This is a genomic window from Fictibacillus phosphorivorans (genome assembly GCF_023715845.1).
GTDB lineage: Bacteria > Bacillota > Bacilli > Bacillales > Fictibacillaceae > Fictibacillus > Fictibacillus phosphorivorans_D.
The window spans coordinates 34,865-53,015 of sequence record NZ_JAMBOR010000009.1; the positions used below are offsets into that span (position 1 = coordinate 34,865).

Annotated in this window: 17 protein-coding genes; 11 read left to right on the top strand and 6 right to left on the bottom strand. The window is 41.2% G+C overall.

Annotated elements, in window-relative coordinates; genetic code table 11:
- Positions 1 to 16: 16 nt before the first annotated feature.
- From M3206_RS08725 to M3206_RS08745, 5 genes are all read left to right on the top strand, one after another.
- On the top strand, positions 17 to 1,276 hold the full coding sequence (locus tag M3206_RS08725) for an ABC transporter substrate-binding protein (protein ID WP_251312134.1): 1,260 nt from the start codon (positions 17 to 19) through the stop codon (positions 1,274 to 1,276).
- A gap of 309 nt (positions 1,277 to 1,585) precedes the next feature.
- A complete protein-coding gene (locus M3206_RS08730) occupies positions 1,586 to 2,437 on the top strand; it encodes a carbohydrate ABC transporter permease (protein WP_251312135.1) in 852 nt (283 codons plus the stop codon).
- A 12-nt stretch (positions 2,438 to 2,449) separates the two neighbouring features.
- Positions 2,450 to 3,346 (top strand): carbohydrate ABC transporter permease, encoded by an 897-nt coding sequence (locus M3206_RS08735; RefSeq protein WP_251312136.1) that lies wholly within the window; start codon positions 2,450 to 2,452, stop codon positions 3,344 to 3,346.
- Positions 3,347 to 3,364: 18 nt separating this feature from the next.
- Positions 3,365 to 3,997: a YesL family protein gene (locus M3206_RS08740; protein WP_251312137.1), complete on the top strand. Its 633-nt coding sequence runs from the start codon at positions 3,365 to 3,367 to the stop codon at positions 3,995 to 3,997.
- 64 nt (positions 3,998 to 4,061) lie between these two features.
- A complete protein-coding gene (locus M3206_RS08745; protein ID WP_251312138.1) occupies positions 4,062 to 5,579 on the top strand; it encodes a DUF4127 family protein in 1,518 nt (505 codons plus the stop codon).
- Positions 5,580 to 5,844: 265 nt separating this feature from the next.
- On the opposite strand, the gene M3206_RS08750 is transcribed toward M3206_RS08745, so the two are convergent.
- Complete coding sequence (locus M3206_RS08750) at positions 5,845 to 6,576, bottom strand: hypothetical protein (RefSeq protein WP_251312139.1); 732 nt, start codon at positions 6,574 to 6,576, stop codon at positions 5,845 to 5,847.
- 173 nt (positions 6,577 to 6,749) lie between these two features.
- Here M3206_RS08750 and wecB point away from each other — a divergent pair, with 173 nt between their 5' ends.
- Complete coding sequence (gene wecB / locus M3206_RS08755; protein ID WP_251312140.1) at positions 6,750 to 7,898, top strand: non-hydrolyzing UDP-N-acetylglucosamine 2-epimerase; 1,149 nt, start codon at positions 6,750 to 6,752, stop codon at positions 7,896 to 7,898.
- A gap of 142 nt (positions 7,899 to 8,040) precedes the next feature.
- Here wecB and M3206_RS08760 read toward each other — a convergent pair whose 3' ends face one another.
- From M3206_RS08760 to M3206_RS08770, 3 genes are all read right to left on the bottom strand, one after another.
- On the bottom strand, positions 8,041 to 9,114 hold the full coding sequence (locus M3206_RS08760; RefSeq protein ID WP_251312141.1) for a stalk domain-containing protein: 1,074 nt from the start codon (positions 9,112 to 9,114) through the stop codon (positions 8,041 to 8,043).
- Positions 9,115 to 9,333: 219 nt separating this feature from the next.
- On the bottom strand, positions 9,334 to 10,584 hold the full coding sequence (locus M3206_RS08765) for an alginate O-acetyltransferase AlgX-related protein (protein WP_251312142.1): 1,251 nt from the start codon (positions 10,582 to 10,584) through the stop codon (positions 9,334 to 9,336).
- 18 nt (positions 10,585 to 10,602) lie between these two features.
- Positions 10,603 to 12,021, bottom strand: a complete 1,419-nt coding sequence (locus M3206_RS08770; RefSeq protein WP_251312143.1) for an MBOAT family O-acyltransferase — start codon at positions 12,019 to 12,021, stop codon at positions 10,603 to 10,605.
- Positions 12,022 to 12,263: 242 nt separating this feature from the next.
- Here M3206_RS08770 and M3206_RS08775 point away from each other — a divergent pair, with 242 nt between their 5' ends.
- Positions 12,264 to 14,417 (top strand): 5'-nucleotidase C-terminal domain-containing protein, encoded by a 2,154-nt coding sequence (locus tag M3206_RS08775; protein WP_251312144.1) that lies wholly within the window; start codon positions 12,264 to 12,266, stop codon positions 14,415 to 14,417.
- Positions 14,418 to 14,661: 244 nt separating this feature from the next.
- Positions 14,662 to 15,045, top strand: coding sequence for a hypothetical protein (locus M3206_RS08780; protein WP_251312145.1), 384 nt, complete (start codon positions 14,662 to 14,664; stop codon positions 15,043 to 15,045).
- A gap of 81 nt (positions 15,046 to 15,126) precedes the next feature.
- Here the strand turns inward: M3206_RS08780 and M3206_RS08785 are convergent, their stop codons facing one another.
- Positions 15,127 to 15,567: a hypothetical protein gene (locus tag M3206_RS08785; RefSeq protein WP_251312146.1), complete on the bottom strand. Its 441-nt coding sequence runs from the start codon at positions 15,565 to 15,567 to the stop codon at positions 15,127 to 15,129.
- 186 nt (positions 15,568 to 15,753) lie between these two features.
- Here M3206_RS08785 and M3206_RS08790 point away from each other — a divergent pair, with 186 nt between their 5' ends.
- The 3 genes from M3206_RS08790 (at position 15,754) to M3206_RS08800 (ending at position 17,185) form a co-directional block, all read left to right on the top strand.
- Positions 15,754 to 16,179 (top strand): hypothetical protein, encoded by a 426-nt coding sequence (locus M3206_RS08790; RefSeq protein ID WP_251312147.1) that lies wholly within the window; start codon positions 15,754 to 15,756, stop codon positions 16,177 to 16,179.
- A 125-nt stretch (positions 16,180 to 16,304) separates the two neighbouring features.
- Complete coding sequence (locus M3206_RS08795) at positions 16,305 to 16,547, top strand: DUF2584 family protein (RefSeq protein WP_251312148.1); 243 nt, start codon at positions 16,305 to 16,307, stop codon at positions 16,545 to 16,547.
- A 125-nt stretch (positions 16,548 to 16,672) separates the two neighbouring features.
- Complete coding sequence (locus M3206_RS08800; RefSeq protein WP_251312149.1) at positions 16,673 to 17,185, top strand: VanZ family protein; 513 nt, start codon at positions 16,673 to 16,675, stop codon at positions 17,183 to 17,185.
- 148 nt (positions 17,186 to 17,333) lie between these two features.
- On the opposite strand, the gene M3206_RS08805 is transcribed toward M3206_RS08800, so the two are convergent.
- Entirely contained in the window at positions 17,334 to 18,065 is a 732-nt protein-coding gene (locus M3206_RS08805) for a C39 family peptidase (RefSeq protein ID WP_251312150.1), read from the bottom strand.
- Between the last annotated feature and the right edge of the window lie 86 nt (positions 18,066 to 18,151).

Here is an 18,151-nt window from a genome sequence, read left to right on the forward strand (position 1 = left end):
TTGAGGGGGATGTAAAGTGAAACACGTAAAAAAAGTGTTGGCCTTCATCATGATTTTCTCACTCTTAGCTCTAACTGCTTGTAACGACTCATCATCAAGTGGTGAAAGTAAGGATGATAAAGCACAGATTACATTTTGGACAATTTCATTAAGTCCTACATTCGATGATTACATCAACGGTATGATCGCAGACTTTGAAAAGGAAAATCCAAACATTAAAGTAAAGTGGCAAGACATTCCTTTCGACCAAGTTGAAAAGAAAACGCTTACGGCAGCAGCCTCAGGTCAGCTCGGTGATGTAATGAACCTGAACACCGATTACTTGAAAAAACTAGCTGCACTCGGCGCCGTTAAGAACCTAGAAAAAGATACACAAGATGTGAAGGACGACTTCTTCCCGGGAATCTGGGATGCAGGAAAGCTTGAAGATGGCACGTATGCATTGCCATGGTACCTCTCAACAGGTGTTGTTCTTTACAATAAAGAGCTCTTAAAGAAAGCAGGCTACGACAATCCTCCAACAACAGAGGAAGAAGCTTGGGAAATGTCGAAAGTGATCAAAGAAAAGACTGGTGCGATCGGTCATCTTGTGAAAGACATCCACGTTTATCTCCCGGCGAACGGTGCAGATATCGTCTCTGAAGACTTGAAGAGTGCAGCGATCAACAACCCGAAAGCACTTGAGATCTTCAAAGAATTTAAAGAACACTACGATAACGGCTTGATCCCGAAAGAAGCGGTTTTAGGAACATACAAGCATAACGAAGCATTTGCCCAAGAAAAGCTCGCATGGTGGAACATCGGACCACAGCTTTTCAGACAGGTAAAAGACTTGTCGCCTGAAGTGTATGCGAAGTCTGATGCAGCACCGGCGATTTTAGGTTCAGAACAAAAGATCCACGTAGGCATCATGAACGTTGCCGTTTCTGAAAAAACAAAGCATCCAGAAGCAGCGATCAAGTTCGCGAAGTTCGTAACAAACGCTGAGAACCAGCTGGCATTCGGTAAGATCGTACCCGTCCTTCCATCTGTTATCGAAGCAACACAAGATGAGTTCTACACAGATGTGAAAGAAGCGACGGATCCGGCTGATAAGGGACGCTACCTCGCTGCAAAACAGCTTGAAAAAGGCGCAAACCTATTCCCGCCAGTAGAGAACATCTCTCAGATCAACAAAGCGGTGCAAGAAGAATTCCAGAAAGTATTGCTGGAAGATAAAGATCCAGAGCAGGCATTGAAAGATGCTGAGACAGAGATCAATAAGCTGTTGAAATAGAGGTTGAGAGTGTGGAGAGAAACTCTGTGAGTTGTGAGGTGCATAGAACAGCTGAAACCGTGCATAGAAGTCGATTTTAAGTGCATAGAAAAGCGTTATGTGCATAGAGCCTTCTTTTAAGTGCATAGACTCATTCTTTTCGTGCATAGAAGTCAAACTTTTATGCATAGACCTCACAATACGGTGCATAGAAAGACCTTTCACGCTATTCCATAAGAAACAAAAAGGCTGACGCATACGGCTTGGCGTCAGCCAAGTTTCATTATAGGTAAGAATTCCGGCTTCTTTAGAAAGAAAGGGGGCATTTCCTTGTATAAAGCTAGAACAGCTTGGTTGTTTTTAATTCCGACAGGTGTTCTGCTGCTCACGTTCAGTATTATTCCTGCGATTACGGCGCTCGGACTCAGCTTCACGAACTACAATGTCTTTCAGCCGATCGAATGGGTCGGCGTTGAGAACTTCTCGAGAGCTTTCTCGGACGACGACTTTTGGACAGCGCTCTGGAACACGTTTTATTACTGGATTCTCGTTACACCCGCATTGATCGTCTTTCCGGTTTTCCTGGCAATCCTCGTGAACCAGCAGCTTATGGGGATCAAAGTGTACCGGCTCATCTTTTACTTCCCAGCGCTCGTTTCCGTGGTTGTCACGGCGATCCTTTGGACATGGATGTTTAAGGATGACGGACTCTTTAATGCAGCCCTTCAAGCGATAGGCATCAACCCGATCGACTGGCTGACTGATAAATTCACCGCGATGCCGAGTTTAGCGATCGTCACGATCTGGCAGGGGCTCGGTTACTATATGCTCTTCTACCTTGCAGGGCTTCAATCTGTGTCAAAAGATCTTTACGAAGCCGCTGAGCTGGACGGTGCCGGCTTTTGGGCGAAACATTTTTACATTACGTTTCCAAGTTTAAAACCGATCATCTTTTTCGTAACGGTGATCTCGACCATGTCGGCGTTTAAAGAGTTCACGCTCATGTTGACGATGACCGCTGGCGGACCGATCGGATCGACTACAACACTCGTTTATATGATTTTCGAGAAAGCATTCACAGACCTCGAAATGGGCTATGCAAGTGCCGTCTCGACTATTCTTTTCGTGATCATCCTCATTTTGACGCTGATTAACAAACGGGCACTGGATACGACACAATAGGGAGGTGACAAAATGGAACTGAAAACTGCCAAACTTCAGCCGAAGATTCAAGCGAAAAAGTCGAGAAAGCTGTCTCTCAAACACAAAAGAAACATTTTAAGATGGAGTGTCTCTTATACGCTTTTGACCCTACTTGCGGTCGTCACAATCATGCCGTTTTTATGGACCGTATCCACATCACTCAAAGGGCAGAACGAAACCATCTTTTCGTATCCGCCTAACTTTATACCGGAAAACATAACCTTCGAAAATTTTGTCACCGTATGGAACACGTTGAACCTGCCGCTCTATTTATGGAACTCCGTGGTCCTATCCTTTTGGGGAGTGATCCTGCCCCTATTCTTTTGTTCACTCGCCGCTTTTCCGCTGGCACGAATGAATTTTAAAGGAAAGAACGTCGTTTTCATGACCATCTTAGCAACCATGATGATTCCTGGCGAGGTTACGATGATTCCGGTTTATCTGACGATTTCAAAGCTCGGCTTGATCGGAACGTACTCTGGGGTTATCCTTCCTGGGATTGTCAGTGCGTTCGCCATCTTTCTAATGAGGCAGGCGTTCATCTCGATTCCAAAAGAACTGGACGAGTCAGCGATCATCGATGGCGCGAACGCTTGGCAGATCTGGTGGCATATCTTGCTTCCGATGGTAAAACCGATGCTCGCGACACTTGCCATCCTAAAGTTTATCGGAGCATGGAACAACTTCCTCTGGCCGCTCCTGATCCTAGAGGACTCAAACATGTATCCGTTAACCGTCGGGTTGTATGAGCTAAAAGGAACATTTGTTTCAAACACCCGTTTAGTTGCAGCCGGTGCACTCATCGCCTTGATCCCAATCTTAATCGTGTTTATCGCTTTCCAAAGTTACTTCATCAAAAGCGCATATTCCAGCGCGGTAAAAGGATAAAAGGAAGGAGGAATCTTCATGAATGGTGTCATGGGAAAAATCAACATACTTTGCGATTGGCTGATACGGCTCGTCTTGATCCAATGCTATTGGGTGCTGTTCTCCTTACTGGGTCTTGTGGTGTTCGGACTCGTTCCATCCACGATGGCGATGTTCTCGGTCACGAGGCAGCTAGTCATCAAACATGAAGATCTCCCACTTTTTCGTACATTTAAAGAAAACTTTATGAGCCAGTTTTGGAAAGGGAATGGAGTGGGAGCGATCTTGTTTCTCGTCTCGGCCGTTCTATATGTAGATTATCGCTTTTTTATCCAAACTGAAACCATGAGCGCAGTGGTCTTTCTCATACTCATGATCAGCTTTTTTGCCGGCATGATACTTTGTTTCCTTTTTCCCGTCTTCGCCCATTATGACGTGAAGGTGTGGGAAGGGATCAAAAATAGTGTGTTCGTATGCTTATCCCATTTACATTACGGACTGCTTGCCGTGGTTGGCGTTGGGTTACTGATCGTGTTGTACGTGATGTTCTCAGGTCTTTTAATCCTGATCGGCGGAAGTACGATCGCGATGTTCTTAACAATCCTGGCGCAAAAAGTGTTTAAAAACATTGAGCAGAAATACTTGGCTCTCCGTGAAAACGAATTGACTTAATCTAGACGGACATTTCTCTGGAATGCCGTCTTTCTTTTGATTACATAAAAAAGGAGCAATGTACATGAACAAAAAAATTGCGCTTGTTCCTGTGGATGCAAGGCCCGTAACACGTGACTTGCCTCGTCAGATTGCTAAAATCGGCGGGTGGAATGTCGTTGTACCGTCAAAAGAGATCTTAGGCTTTTTGAAAAGACCAGGAGATGTAAATGCGGTTCGCGAGTGGCTCATGAATGTCGCAGGGGAAGTGGATGGATTTGTGCTATCAACAGACATGCTTGGTTATGGCGGTCTTGTCCCGTCAAGGGTTTCCCCAGATTCGTATGAAGTATTAAACAATCGTTTAACTTCTATAAAAGAGTTGAAGGAGAAGTATCCCGAAAAGCCTATCATGGCGTTTAGTGCCACGATGCGGATTTCCAATAATTATGTGAACGAAGAAGAAAAGCCGTACTGGTCAGAGTACGGAATGGAGATCTATTCGTATTCCTATCAATATCACCGCTTTTTGAAGACAGGGATCGAGGAAGCTCGTCTTAAGATGGAAGAAATGGAAAAGAAGATTCCGCCAGCTATTTTACAAGATTACAAGGAGACGCGGGAGAAGAACTTTCAGCTGAATCAGACTCTATTAAAAGGAGTGGAGGACGGCTGGATTGACCGCTTGGTGTTTCCGCAGGACGACACTTCTGAATACGGGATGAACATCTTGGAACAGGAGAAACTGTCGCGAGAAGTTTTAGAAAAAGAGCTCTTCGATCAGGTTGCGATTTATCCAGGTGCTGATGAAGTGGCGAATTCGCTCATAGCCCGCATGATCTATGAACTTGAGTGCGTGACGAAGCCTATCTTTTATCCATTTTACAGCGGTGAAAAAGGCGCTCTGATCAACGCGCTGTATGAGGACCGACCGATTGCGGAGAGTGTAAAAGGCCAGATTTACGCGTTCGGCAGTTTCATAGAAGCAACACCAGGAGATGCGGATGTGCTGCTCGCAGTGAATGTGCCTGGTAAAAAGCAAGGTGACCCCGCCGTTCAGCTCTTTTTGGGGGACGTTGATACGCCTGACCGCAACATCGGTGAGTGGGTGCAGCGGATTAAGCATTATTTAGGTAAAGGGTATGCCGTAGCCGTTGCTGATGTTGCCTATGCCAACGGTGCGGATCCAGCAATGATTCCACAGCTATTGGCTGGAGTAGATGTTCGTAAGTTGTGTGGGTTTGCCGCCTGGAACACGGCAGGGAATACCCTTGGGACCGTCGTCGCACAGGCTGCCATGGTTCATCTAGCCAAAACGAAAGGCTTAGATGTTGATCCGCATTTTATGGATGAGCAAATACTGTTCCGATTGCTGGAAGACTATGTGTATCAGTCAGTTGTGAGGCAAAAAGTTCGTGCAGAAGTGAAAGCTGACGCTCCTGACCTGTTAAAACGTGTGGAAAAAGCGTTTTTAGAAGAGGGAGCCGCGTTTTTAAAGAAAACGCCTTATGAGGAAGATTATAAAGTTAAGATCAGCAACGTGTTTTTACCATGGAACCGAACATTTGAAGTTGGATTTGAGTTGGAGATGGAGCGGAAGTGAGTGATCGATCGGTCTATGAGCCGTAACGATTGTTCTATGCATAAAATGGGGAGTTCTATGCCTCTTTGTAGTGGTTCTAGGCATCTAAACACCGATTCTATGCACAAAAGAACTATCCCTATGCACTAAACCTGTTTCTATGCATAAATAAAGCAACTCTATGCACAAAAACAGCACTTCTATGCACCAAATTCAGCTTTCACGACTAACCTAATTACGGACCACTAAACAAACAAAAAATCTGCCATCTTTCAGGCAGATTTTTTTATAAACGTTCTTTTACTTTTGCATATAAGGAATCTTTGCGGGCTTCTTTTTCGTTCTCATACTTTGTTTTGAACTCTGCTGCATGTTTCTTTGGATCAAATCCGTTTTTCTTCAAGTCATTCTTAAGAGCGGAGTAGATGGTATTGAATGTTTGATCGGTTTTTGCCTCTAGGTTTTCAGCTGCAGATTTATACTTGGATACAAAGTAACCGATTCTTACTTTCTCACCATTTGCTTTTTTCGAACGGTATTCTGACTCTGCATGTCCAAGAAGAGAAGAAAGTCTCCCATTTGCTTGCGATTCCAGAGATTCAAATACAGGACGATAATTATTTTTTATTTGTTGCACGGTTACCTTTTGTGCTTTGGGCTGCGAATGATTATTAGAGCTAGTAGTAGTTGCCGTAGTTGGCTGGATTGATGTCGATGCAGTTGTACTGTCTGTTTTGTTACCGGTAGAAGAGACAGATGATCCTTGATCTGAGTTGGATTCAGAATCAGTACTTGGGTCATCGCTGTCTGTCGAAGTGTTTTCAGCAGGTGGAACAGGTTCATCTGTTGACGCACTATCGCTAGGAAGCTTTATATCGTATTCTTTCTCCGTAATCTCGGTAACTTTTTTATCTGCTGTATCGTATGTTTTTACATTTATTATGTAGTAAACATATCCACCGACACTTGCGGCAATTAGACCCAAGGCCAGAATTGAATATAAAAGGGTTTTCTTCATTAAAAATCCTCCACTGTTATTATTTTAGAAAACTATATAATTTTACCATCTGAACCTGAAATAAACAAATTATTTTTTTGATTTGACGACTGAGACATGAAACGATAGCATGAATAAGAGGCATTTCGCCCATAATGGTATACATATGTCCTGATTAAAGGAGAGAATTTGGAATGGCTGACAAAGTAAAAGTAATGACGATCTTCGGTACAAGACCGGAAGCGATTAAGATGGCACCCCTTGTATTGGAATTAGAAAAATATAATGAAAAGATCGAATCGGTAGTAACGGTTACAGCACAGCACCGTGAAATGCTCGATCAAGTGCTAGAGATTTTTGGAGTAACACCGGATCATGATTTAAACATCATGAAAGAGCGCCAATCACTTAGCGAAGTGACAACACGTGCTCTTCAAGGATTAGATAAAATTATGCAGGAAGAGAAGCCTGACGTTGTTCTTGTTCATGGTGACACGACAACGACGTTTGTAGCGAGTCTTGCTGCCCTTTATAACAAAATTGCAGTTGGACATGTTGAAGCAGGTCTTCGTACCTGGAATAAGTATTCACCGTATCCAGAGGAAATGAACCGTCAGCTGACGGGTGTCATTTCAGATTTGAACTTTGCTCCTACGGATACAGCAGCTCAAAACCTACTGAACGAAAATAAGTCAGACGAAAGCATTTATGTAACAGGAAACACGGCGATTGATGCGTTAAAGACTACTGTAAAAGAGGACTACTCTCACGAAGTGCTTGAGAAACTTGGTGATGACCGTCTAATCTTGCTAACCGCTCACCGTCGTGAAAACTTGGGTGACCCGATGCGTAACATGTTCCGTGCGATTAAGCGTTTAGTGAACGAACATGACGATGTACAAGTGGTATATCCAGTTCACTTAAACCCAGCTGTACGTGAAGTAGCTGATGAAATTCTTAAAGATGACAGCCGCATCCATCTGATCGAGCCTCTTGGCGTAGTAGATTTCCATAACTTCGCATCACGTGCTCACATCATTCTTACAGATAGCGGCGGCGTTCAAGAGGAAGCACCTTCACTTGGTGTTCCAGTCCTTGTACTTCGTGACACAACAGAACGTCCTGAAGGAATCGAAGCAGGAACGTTGAAGCTTGCGGGAACTGATGAAGAGACGATCTATAATCTTGCAAAAGAACTGCTTACAGATGATGCAGCGTACCAAGCGATGTCTAAAGCTTCTAACCCATATGGAGACGGAGAAGCAAGTCGTAGAATCGTAGAAGCGATTCTGCATTACTTCGGTAAATCCACAGAGCGTCCAGACACTTTCCGCGTTCTGTAGTACAATAGTAGGGGTCTGACCCCAAACAAATACAAAAACACCAAAACCTCCACGTCAGGCGGACATATCCGCTGACGTGGAGGTTTTTTCATTTACTCATTTACTCACTTACTCAGTGAGCTCACTTATTCTCTTTTAATCTCTATTTCTTATTAATCATCACGGCATGTTTACTACCATCCCACTTCACATCAGCACCAAACGCTTCTGCTATAAACCGCACTGGCACTACAATACGGTTGTTGATACTGATTGGGGCAGCATCGAGTGTCTTATTTACTCCGTTCACTTTTGCCACGTTAGACAAATACTTCAGCTCAACTACGGTTCCATCCAACTCTGCTTTAACCGTTCCAGTTTCTGCATTCCATTCCACCTTAGCACCCAATGTTTCACCGATTCCTCTAAAAGGGGCAAGCGTCATACCGTCGACAGCCACTGCGGGCTGATCGTAATTCTGCATCACACCATTAACCACCACATCGACTTTTTGGAGCTTCTCATTTCTAGCATATAAATAGCTATCAATCTCAGATGAAGGACCCATTACGATCACAGGCTTTTTCTTGGAATCCATCCACGTAAGCAATGTTTTCATGTTTGCTTCTGAAACTGCCACACACCCTGCGGTAGCAGAGGTAGAGCTTTTCCACATATGCAGAAAAATCGCACTGCCCTTTCCCTTTACAATAGGATTCTCATTGTATTTGATGACCGCACCATATTTGTACAACGGATGATTCATTCTTTCAAACGACTTCCAACGGGAATTCGGATTTCCGCTATAATAGATCCATTTGTTGTAATCAGGTGAAGTCACGTCATCCACCCAGTAATCATAAGCAGTAGTCACACGGTAGGAGTACTTGCTGTTAGCAGGCTTAGCCGCCCATCCGAAACCGAGTCCCATGTTGTAGATGCCTGTTGGAGAAGCGCCGCCGCCTTCTTTCATCACTTTGGCAAATCCGTTATACCCCAGCATGGCGGGCATCTGACCTAACGCCTTCTTCCAAACTCCATTTACTTTTTCATAGGTAGAGAGCTTTGCGTATTTCGTGTCCCAGCCGTTCGCTTCGACTATAATCATCTGAGATTCGTTAAAAAACTTGCTCGAAATCAGCTTTTGACGGGGAAAATCCGCTGCATAAGCGGGTCTAGCAAATACACTCGTTAACACGATTAAAGCAATTCCGCACAGGATCCATCTTTTCTTCATGATCTAACCTCTACTTTCTATCTATCCTTTATATCCCCATCGTAAGCTAACCTCATCAGATCACACCAGTCCGAAAAGACTCAAAAAACCGATCGAAAGGTTTTCCACACATCACTAAGAATAAGAGAATAGTCATTTCACAAAAAAGGAGCTCATTTCTACACAAAAAGAATCACAATTCAAATAAAAGCCCTGCCATCTGGCAAGGCTTTCTCTACTTTAATATACTTGATCTTCTTTCTCTTGCTTTTCTTCTGTTTCAGAAAGATCGAAATCGTACATGCGCTTGAACATGTTTTCATTGTTGTACAAGAAAATGATCGTGTCATACTCATTCTTATCGAGGAACTCAAATACACTGCGGTCCATATTGTAGCGCATGTCGTAAAAAGTGGTTTGATAAAAATGTTGGCTCATCAGCTGAGTAAGTGGATTCGCATAAGAATCTTTTATAATTAAAGCACGTTTTCCTCCTTCTTTTTTAGAAGGATTGATGATGTTTAACTCTCGCCAATCCAATGTATAAACACCAGAATAGTCCACAATTTCCGATTCTTCGTAAAGAGCTTTTCCATAAACCTTTTCCCAATCGGTCTTGTTTTCTTGTACTACAGGACCTGTATACACTTCGAAAGATGAGATGTCGAACTCTTTAGATTCCGTGTGGCAGATGCTTTCACGGTTATAGTCGATCATGCCGTAAAGCTGTTTGTTGTAGCCGCCCATGAATTTTTTTTCATCAAAACATTTCATAGAATAAAGAGATTCATCCACTTCTCCATCAGAAAAAATGGATGATTTTTCAGCAAGATTGTTTCGAATAATCTTATAGCCCTCGAAAGCACCTGCCATGTTCCAGTGGTGGTCTGTTACATAGAATAAGTTTTTTAGTTCGTTTTGGTCAAACCTCTTTTTAAACGTTTCAGATACATCAACAACATGCATCGGCTCTTTAGGTAAATTGGACAAAACATACTTAATATTTGTTTCAGCTAAATTAGGTTTTGTATAGGAAGGATAAGGAACCTCAAGAATATTTTTTCGATTAGGCAGTGAGAAATAAATCAACTCAATATTTCTTTCAGCCGTATATTTGTTCAAATCTTTCATTGAAGCAATCGTTTTATCATAGCTTGATTTTGCAAACTTTGATACAGGCTCCGGGAAAACCCAGCGGTCATCTGTAATCAAATATTTATAGATATAGGTTTGATCTGTAAACTTTTGCCAGTTTAGATACATCTTGATCCATTCATCACGATTAATGAATTGGTCTGTAAAATAACTTTCATATTCTTTTGCAAACGTTCCATTCGCTAGTTTTTCGAACTTCACTTCCGGTTCACTCGCTAAAACACGGTTCTCATAATAAGATTCTTTTTTATCCGGAGTGGATTCCATTTTCATCGCCATACCAAATATGAAGGCTAAAAAACAGACAGATAAAACGATATTACTGATTGTTTTCATTTTTCCCTTCTTCACTCCTTAGAATCTAAAATAAATAAACGGGTTGTATGTAGAGTTCACAAGAAACATGGTCACGAAAATCAACAGTGACAAATAAACAATGGGGCTAACAATTGGAACGGCCCATCTACCCAAAAAATTATTCTCTCGATATATGAACTTGCTCAGCCATTTCATGACTGGCATGCTGAAGAGAATACCTAAAATAAACACATAGCCGTAATCATTCATATATAGGAAAGTCTCATTATCTATGGCTTGAGTACCGCTAAAGCCAAACAGCGTCTGAATGTAGTGAAACGAGTAGTCAAAGCTGTCTGCCCGGAAAAAGACCCAACCGATCATGACGATAAGTAGTACGTATACGTGTTGCAGTGGTCGCCACAGTTTTTCTAAAAGCTTGCTCAAGCCAAAGCGTTCTAAACTAATGATCACTCCGTAATAAAAGCCCCAAGCCATAAACGTCCAGCTTGCGCCATGCCAAAAACCAGTGATCGTCCAAACAATAAGCAGGTTTCTGTATGTCGCCCAAGCTCCTTTACGGTTTCCGCCAAGCGGGATGTACACATAGTCCCGGAACCAGCTTCCAAGTGAGATATGCCATCTTCTCCAGAACTCTGTAATACTGCGTGAAATGTAAGGGAAATTAAAGTTTTCTAAGAAGTTAAATCCGAACATTTTACCAAGACCGATCGCCATATCACTGTATCCGGAAAAATCAAAATAGATCTGTAGTGTATAAGCCAAAATTCCAAGCCAAGCTGTACCCGAACTCATGTCACCCGGGTTCATAGCAAAAAGTGTATCGGCCAGCTCACCCATGGGATTTGCGATCAACGCTTTTTTGGAAAGCCCGATAATAAAACGGCGCACCCCTTCTGAAAAGAGAGCAAAGCTATGAACGCGTTTCTTGATCTCATCTGCAACCGTGTTGTAACGAACAATAGGCCCGGCAACAAGCTGCGGGAACAAAGCGATATATAAAGCAAGATCAAAAATGTTTGTTTGAACGGCCGCATCACGGCGATACACATCGATTACATAACTCATCGCCTGGAATGTAAAAAACGAAATGCCAATCGGCAGCGGAAGAGGTTCGTTCGCAATGTTCAAATCGAAAAGACTGTTCATATTCTCGATCAGGAAGTTGCTGTACTTGTAATAGCCTAGCAAGCCGATGTTGGCAATAACAGCCAGCGCGACAGTCAACTTTTTATAGCGTATCTCGTTGCGAAACTTATGGACCATCAGACCAAATATATAGTTCATAACGATCGAAATGAGCATCAGGATCACATATTTCGGCTCGCCCCAAGCGTAAAAAATTAAACTCGCGAGTAATAAAATAAAGTTCTTAAACATTCTTGGCAGCAAAAAGTAGGCTGCTAGAACGATAGGTAAGAACATAAAAAGAAATACAAGATTGCTAAAAACCATTTAATTCCCTCTTTATTCTAAAAGTTGTATATAAAGATAATTTTCGACAATTTTTTTACTGACGCATATGATTTTACCATAAGTAGGTAAATTTAAAAGAGATTTTGGAAGAAATTTAAAGTTTAAAAAATACAAAAATCTACTAAATTAATAAAAATTTACAAGAAACCCCTTTCATTATTAATCTATAAATATATAATTATATTTGGCAATTCAAAATATTTGTAATTTGGGGGATAATAATGTCGAAAAAACCATTTTCAAAAGTTAGCCGTACCATGTTAGCCGCTTCTATGGCTCTTTCCGTATTAGCAGCACCGATCACATGGAAAGATGTAGTGAATGCCGAGGAATCTATTAAATTTGTAGATGTTAAGCAATCGCATTGGGCAAACAAAGTCATTCATGAATTAGCAAACGAAGGATTAGTTGCTGGTATTGGAGGAAATAAGTTTGGTCCAGAGCTTGAATTAACGCGTGCTCAATTTATTGTTATCGTGACGCGTGCATTGGACCTGCCAGCGACTGAAGAAGAGACACCATTTACAGATGTACCGGCATGGGCGGCGAGAGATATCGCAAACGCTTATGCAGCAGGTCTTGTTAAAGGAACTAGCGAAACAAAGCTTGATCCGAATAAAGTATTAACGCGTGAAGAGATGATCACTATGCTCGTTCGGGCTTATGAACATCATTTAGGCACAAAAATTCAATCTACAGAAACTCCTAACTATAAAGATATGAATCAAGTAAGTTCATGGGCAAAGGAAGTTGTAAGTGTTGCCGTAGAACACGGATTGATCAACGGGAAATCTGCTACGACTCTAGCTCCTAAAGATAATACAGTTCGTGCAGAAGGGGCAGCTGTGATTCATAATCTGCTTAAGAGCTCTTTAGTATCTGTTCAGTTACTAGGCATTAATGATTTTCACGGACAGATCAACACGTATAAAAAAGTTGAAAATAAGATGGCGGGTGGAGCAGAATTCCTGGCTGCCTATTTAAGACAGCATGAAGCGGAAAACCCTGACAATACGTTAAAAATCTCTGCTGGTGATTCAGTAGGGGCGAGTGCTCCTGCATCTGCTCTTCTTCAAGACGAGCCTACGATTGAAATTCTGAATACACTTGGATTTAACGTGAGTACGCTAGGAAACCATGAATTTGATGAAGGTGTAGATGAAATGCTTCGCTTGATCTTTGGCGGGGAACATGAAGTAACTGGGGATTTTGGAGGTGCGGATTTCCCTTATATTGCGGCTAACGTGATTGAAGATGAAACAGGGGAACCACTTCTTGATCCTTATGTAATCTATAAAGTAGGCGGAGTGGATGTTGGATTCATTGGGGTTGTTACAACTGAAACGCCGAGCATTGTTATTCCAAGCGGTGTTGAAGGAGTAAGTTTCACGGATGAAGTGGAAGCAATCAACAAATACACAGCAGAATTAAAAGAGCAGGGAGTAAAATCCATCGTCGTTGTTTCGCATAATCCTGCCGAGTCTAATACTGATGGAACAAACGCAAGAGGCGAAGTGATTGATATGGCGAATACGATTGATGATGAAGTTGACGTCATTTACGCAGGGCACAATCATAAATACACGAACACAGTAGTGGATAATAAATTAATCGTGCAGTCTTTCTCTTCTGGTACAGCATTCTCTGATATCGATCTATTAATCAACAAAAAGACCGGAGATATTGTGAAAAAATCAGCAGAAGTCATCAATACATTCCATGAAGGAATCGAACCAGATGCAGAAATTAAAGCAATGGTCGATGCTGCTTACGATCAAGTCAAAGATAAGCTAAACGAAGTAGTCGGAACGGCTGCCGTTGAAATCACAAGGGATTTAAATGCAAACGGCGAAAGTCTAATGGGTAACCTCATTGCAGATTCAATGATTGCTCAAACCGGAACTGATCTAGCATTCATGAACCCAGGCGGCGTTCGCGCAAGTATTAACCAAGGTGAGATTACGTGGGAAGAGTTGTTCACTGTTCAACCGTTTGGTAACGACCTAGTAACGATGGAATTAACAGGACAACAAGTAATCGACCTATTAAACCAGCAATGGGCAACAGGAACGGCGAAGATCCTTCAAGTGTCTGGATTAACGTTCTCCTATTCTGAAACAGTAACGGATGGGAAAGTTACGGGAGAAGTGAAAGAAGTTAAGCTGAAAGACGGTTCACCGATTGATGTGGATGCGACTTACACAGCGACAGTAAACAACTTCATGGCTACTGGTGGAGACGGGTACACGGTCCTTACGAGTGGTGCTAACCCTGTTGTAAACATTACAGACCTAGATGCATTAATTAATTACGTGAAAGCACAAGAAACAGTTGAACCCAAAATCGAAGGCCGCATCACAAAAGTAACAGAATAGTATTAGGGCTCTGACCCCAAACAAATACAAAACCACCAATTTTGTCCACCAGGAAAAGACATGGCTCATGCCATGTCCTTATCCTGGTGGTTTTTTATTCCCTTTTTTCTCTTAAAAGAGGAGTCGACACCAACAGGGCGAAGTATAAGTTATATCTTTATGTAAGGAAACCATGTAAACTGTAAGGAATTAATTACGATAATAATGAAGTGATGAAACACTAAAATAAACGGAGGTGCTACCATTGAATTTATTCTCATCGATCACGGAAGAGAGTTTCTCATATCTAGTAAACGATTTTGGATTTTCCGAACCGGTTGCGACAGATGGGAGCTGGAAGACAACCTTCTTATACATCAATGACCATATGGGTATAGAAGTTGAACTAAATTACAAAGATATGGATGCTTTCATTTATATCATGAAGTTAGAGAGTGGTAAATTACCTAAAAAAGGGGAAGAACCTGTAAAAAGTCACATGGAAGACCTCTTAAACGTTCAACGGACAAAAAGTAACGGAGATCAAACAACGATTGAACAGTTTGAAAAAGGAATCTCTAAAAAGTCAGAGCTTCTGAAACACAATATTAGGGATCTTATGAAAGAGAATAAAGTTCTACTCAATTAAAAAGGGGCTGTCTAAAGACAGCTCCTTTAATCATAGTATTCATTATTATCCGTAATAAAAAACCAATGTTCATCGATTCGCTTATAAACCACTTAAACTTACGACTGGAAATTCAGTAAATTTTTTTGGTTCTTTGCCCGTTGAAGAATACAAAAAGCCTTCTGTTAAACCGGGTCCGAATACGGGAGAATCTACAGATTGGAAAAAGACATAAAAGCGGTCTCCATACATTCTAGCTTGAATATGGTCATCTCTATTCGCTTTTTTATATTGCGGAGGCGTATAGTAAAATGCAAAACCCGTGTGAAATGGATCTTCTTTCTTTATTTTCCCCTCAACGAGCATCTTGATCATTTCTTCACGCTCATCTTTATATTTGAAAAAGTTTGTTGCTGTTTTTGCACTGCCTGGAAAATCCTTAGCTTGATGACCTCCTGTAGCTCGTTCAAGTAAAGGTTTAACCGAAAAAGATAGTGCTATTATGAAAATAATAATGATGATATACGATAGTTTTTTATTCAATTTAACCCCCTTAACTCTTCCATAATCCAATTTTACCATATTTTTCATAGTGATAGAATTGTGAATTTTCTTTGAAATTACAGTTAATTGGAAAGAAAGGGTTCCAATTTTCAAAAAAATATTGTAAAATAATTTGAAAATTAGGTTTCGTTTTTACGGAATTGGGGAAGGAGAGTATATTTGGGGATGAAACAACTTACATCAGGGTTTGGATATGCGTTTATCTTCTTAGCCGCACTATTTGCATTAGGATTCTATCAAACAGTGATGGTATGGGAGAATATTAATTTGGTCATCGACCGAATTCTAGGACTAACTTCAACTTCATTTATTTCTTCCATACTCCTATTCTGGTCGATTACGAGTGCTTTTTGGATTTTAAGCTTAAAAGTTTTAGATATCGCACATAAGACGAAATTGTACAACACAAAAAATGCGATCTTTGGAATGCTGTTTTTATTCTTTGCCATTCCATTTGGGATCAGCGCTCAAGTTTATCATGCATTAAACATGAACGCAGGCATTACAACGATTACAACAGCTCTATTCATTATGACCATTTTATCTTTTATCGTTGGATTCGTATTTAAATTTCGAAAAACAGCCCGATAATAATAAATAGCTTGCAGAGAAGGAACCTCCCACTCTGCGGGCTTTTTTATTTTTTGTAAAAATTAGACGAACCATTCAGCATCTTTTAAAATAGAAGTAAGAAAAGAAAAGGGGAGTGTTTATGAATGAACATGCCTTTTATCATGCAAACCTGTATTTTAACGAACGGTATTGAAAAAAGAATTGAAGGGAACACCTTTAACCTAGAGATTGAGGGCTATCATCTCTATGTGCTGAACAACCTGCTAACCGTTCAAAAAACAGAAAAATCAAAGCCAGCGGGTAAAGGAAAAGTAACCGAAATTACTTGGAAAGAGAACAAAACACAGCTTACATATGAATTAGTGGATCTTCATAACGTCAATTAAATAAGTAAGATTAAAGGTATCAGTTAATCGGACTGATACCTTTCTAATGTGCTGGTCTTATTCAGTAACATATGGATATGCTGTATAATGAACCATTACGAAGTATAAAAGGAGATAAGAACAATTTGAGAAAGTATAAAATCTATCAATGGATTCCTGTTCTATTGATTGTGATAGGTGTATTCTATTCATCCTCACAGCCGTATCAAAAGCAAGACGTACGACCAGAGATCGGCAAATATGTGGATTTAGAAAAAGTAGAGCAGAACTTCAGTGGTGTTAAGCTTAAGTACGCTGGTTCAGAAGTAAGTGTAGAAGCGAAGGGACCCGCGAGTTTTATAGAATTTTTCATACGTAAAGGTGCTCATTTTTCGGTATTCTTCGCTCTAGGATTCTTTGCTTTTCGAGCGATCCGATTAAACGGAAGCGACACGATAAAATCAGCCATCATTGCATTCGCCTTGGTAGCCGGTTATGCTACTTTTGATGAAACGCATCAGAACTTTACTGAAAACCGCTCACCTCATGTTGAAGATGTCATGATTGATATTACGGGCGGCATTACGGCAATCGTGCTTGCCAGTTTAATCTACCGCAACCGGCCAATAAAAAAGAAAACCAGCTTTCGGAATGTATAGAACATCCGGCAGCTGGTTTTTATATATCTTATAAATCGAACAACGTTGAAAGCTGAAAGCTGAAAAAGATAAGGTTAATGTTAATAAAAGTGTCTACACCAGAAATACAAATTATGCAAATTTGTATTTGTCTGGGGTCTGTCCCCATTTATTTATAAGTTATAGCCTGCGACCCCATCTGCATCCATGCTTCCTCGAATCCCTTACGCTTAGCTTTCTTGGCTCTTCCAAGCGGATCATTGAAATACACAAATTCTGCATCAAATCCAGTTACCACAACAGAATGCTCGTGCCACGTAATCTGAACTTGCCCGCTTGGTGTGTTCCATGTCCGGAATTCCGATTCAGGCAGCTTCTGATATGTTGCGTTAATAATAATCCACACAGGTTTCCCAGCAGAGAGTGGTTTTAGTATAGCTTCTTCAAACGGCTCGCCAGTTAGATCACGAATTTTCCCAAGTAAATACTTCTCCGCAAGCTCTGCGACTGGCCTGTGATACACACCATACCCCATCTTATCAAACGTATAGATGTCACCAACAAACCCATCATTCGGATTACCATAATAATAAGTACCATTCTCATATTTATATGGAGTTGTATCCTTCTTCACTTTGTCAGCCAGTTCCATCTTATCAACCTCAACACCCGCATATTGAAGAAGCATGGCAAGTGAAGTTACTTCACAACCCCGGTCAAGCTCAGGTTTCTGCATGATTAATGGAACATCTGATATTCTTACTTCACTCTTCGCTTTCACTACATGGACTGAAGCCAATGCTTCATCTTGGTTCTCGGTATCCAGATTTCTTTGTTCGTAGGCGCCATATCCTATACCTATACAAAATACAACAACGAATAGTAGAAGGATTCTTTTCATCTGATGATTAATCTCCTTGTCTCTATATCTTGCCAAAGTGACGATTAATACCCTATGAATCAAACTATATTATCACCATGAAAAGG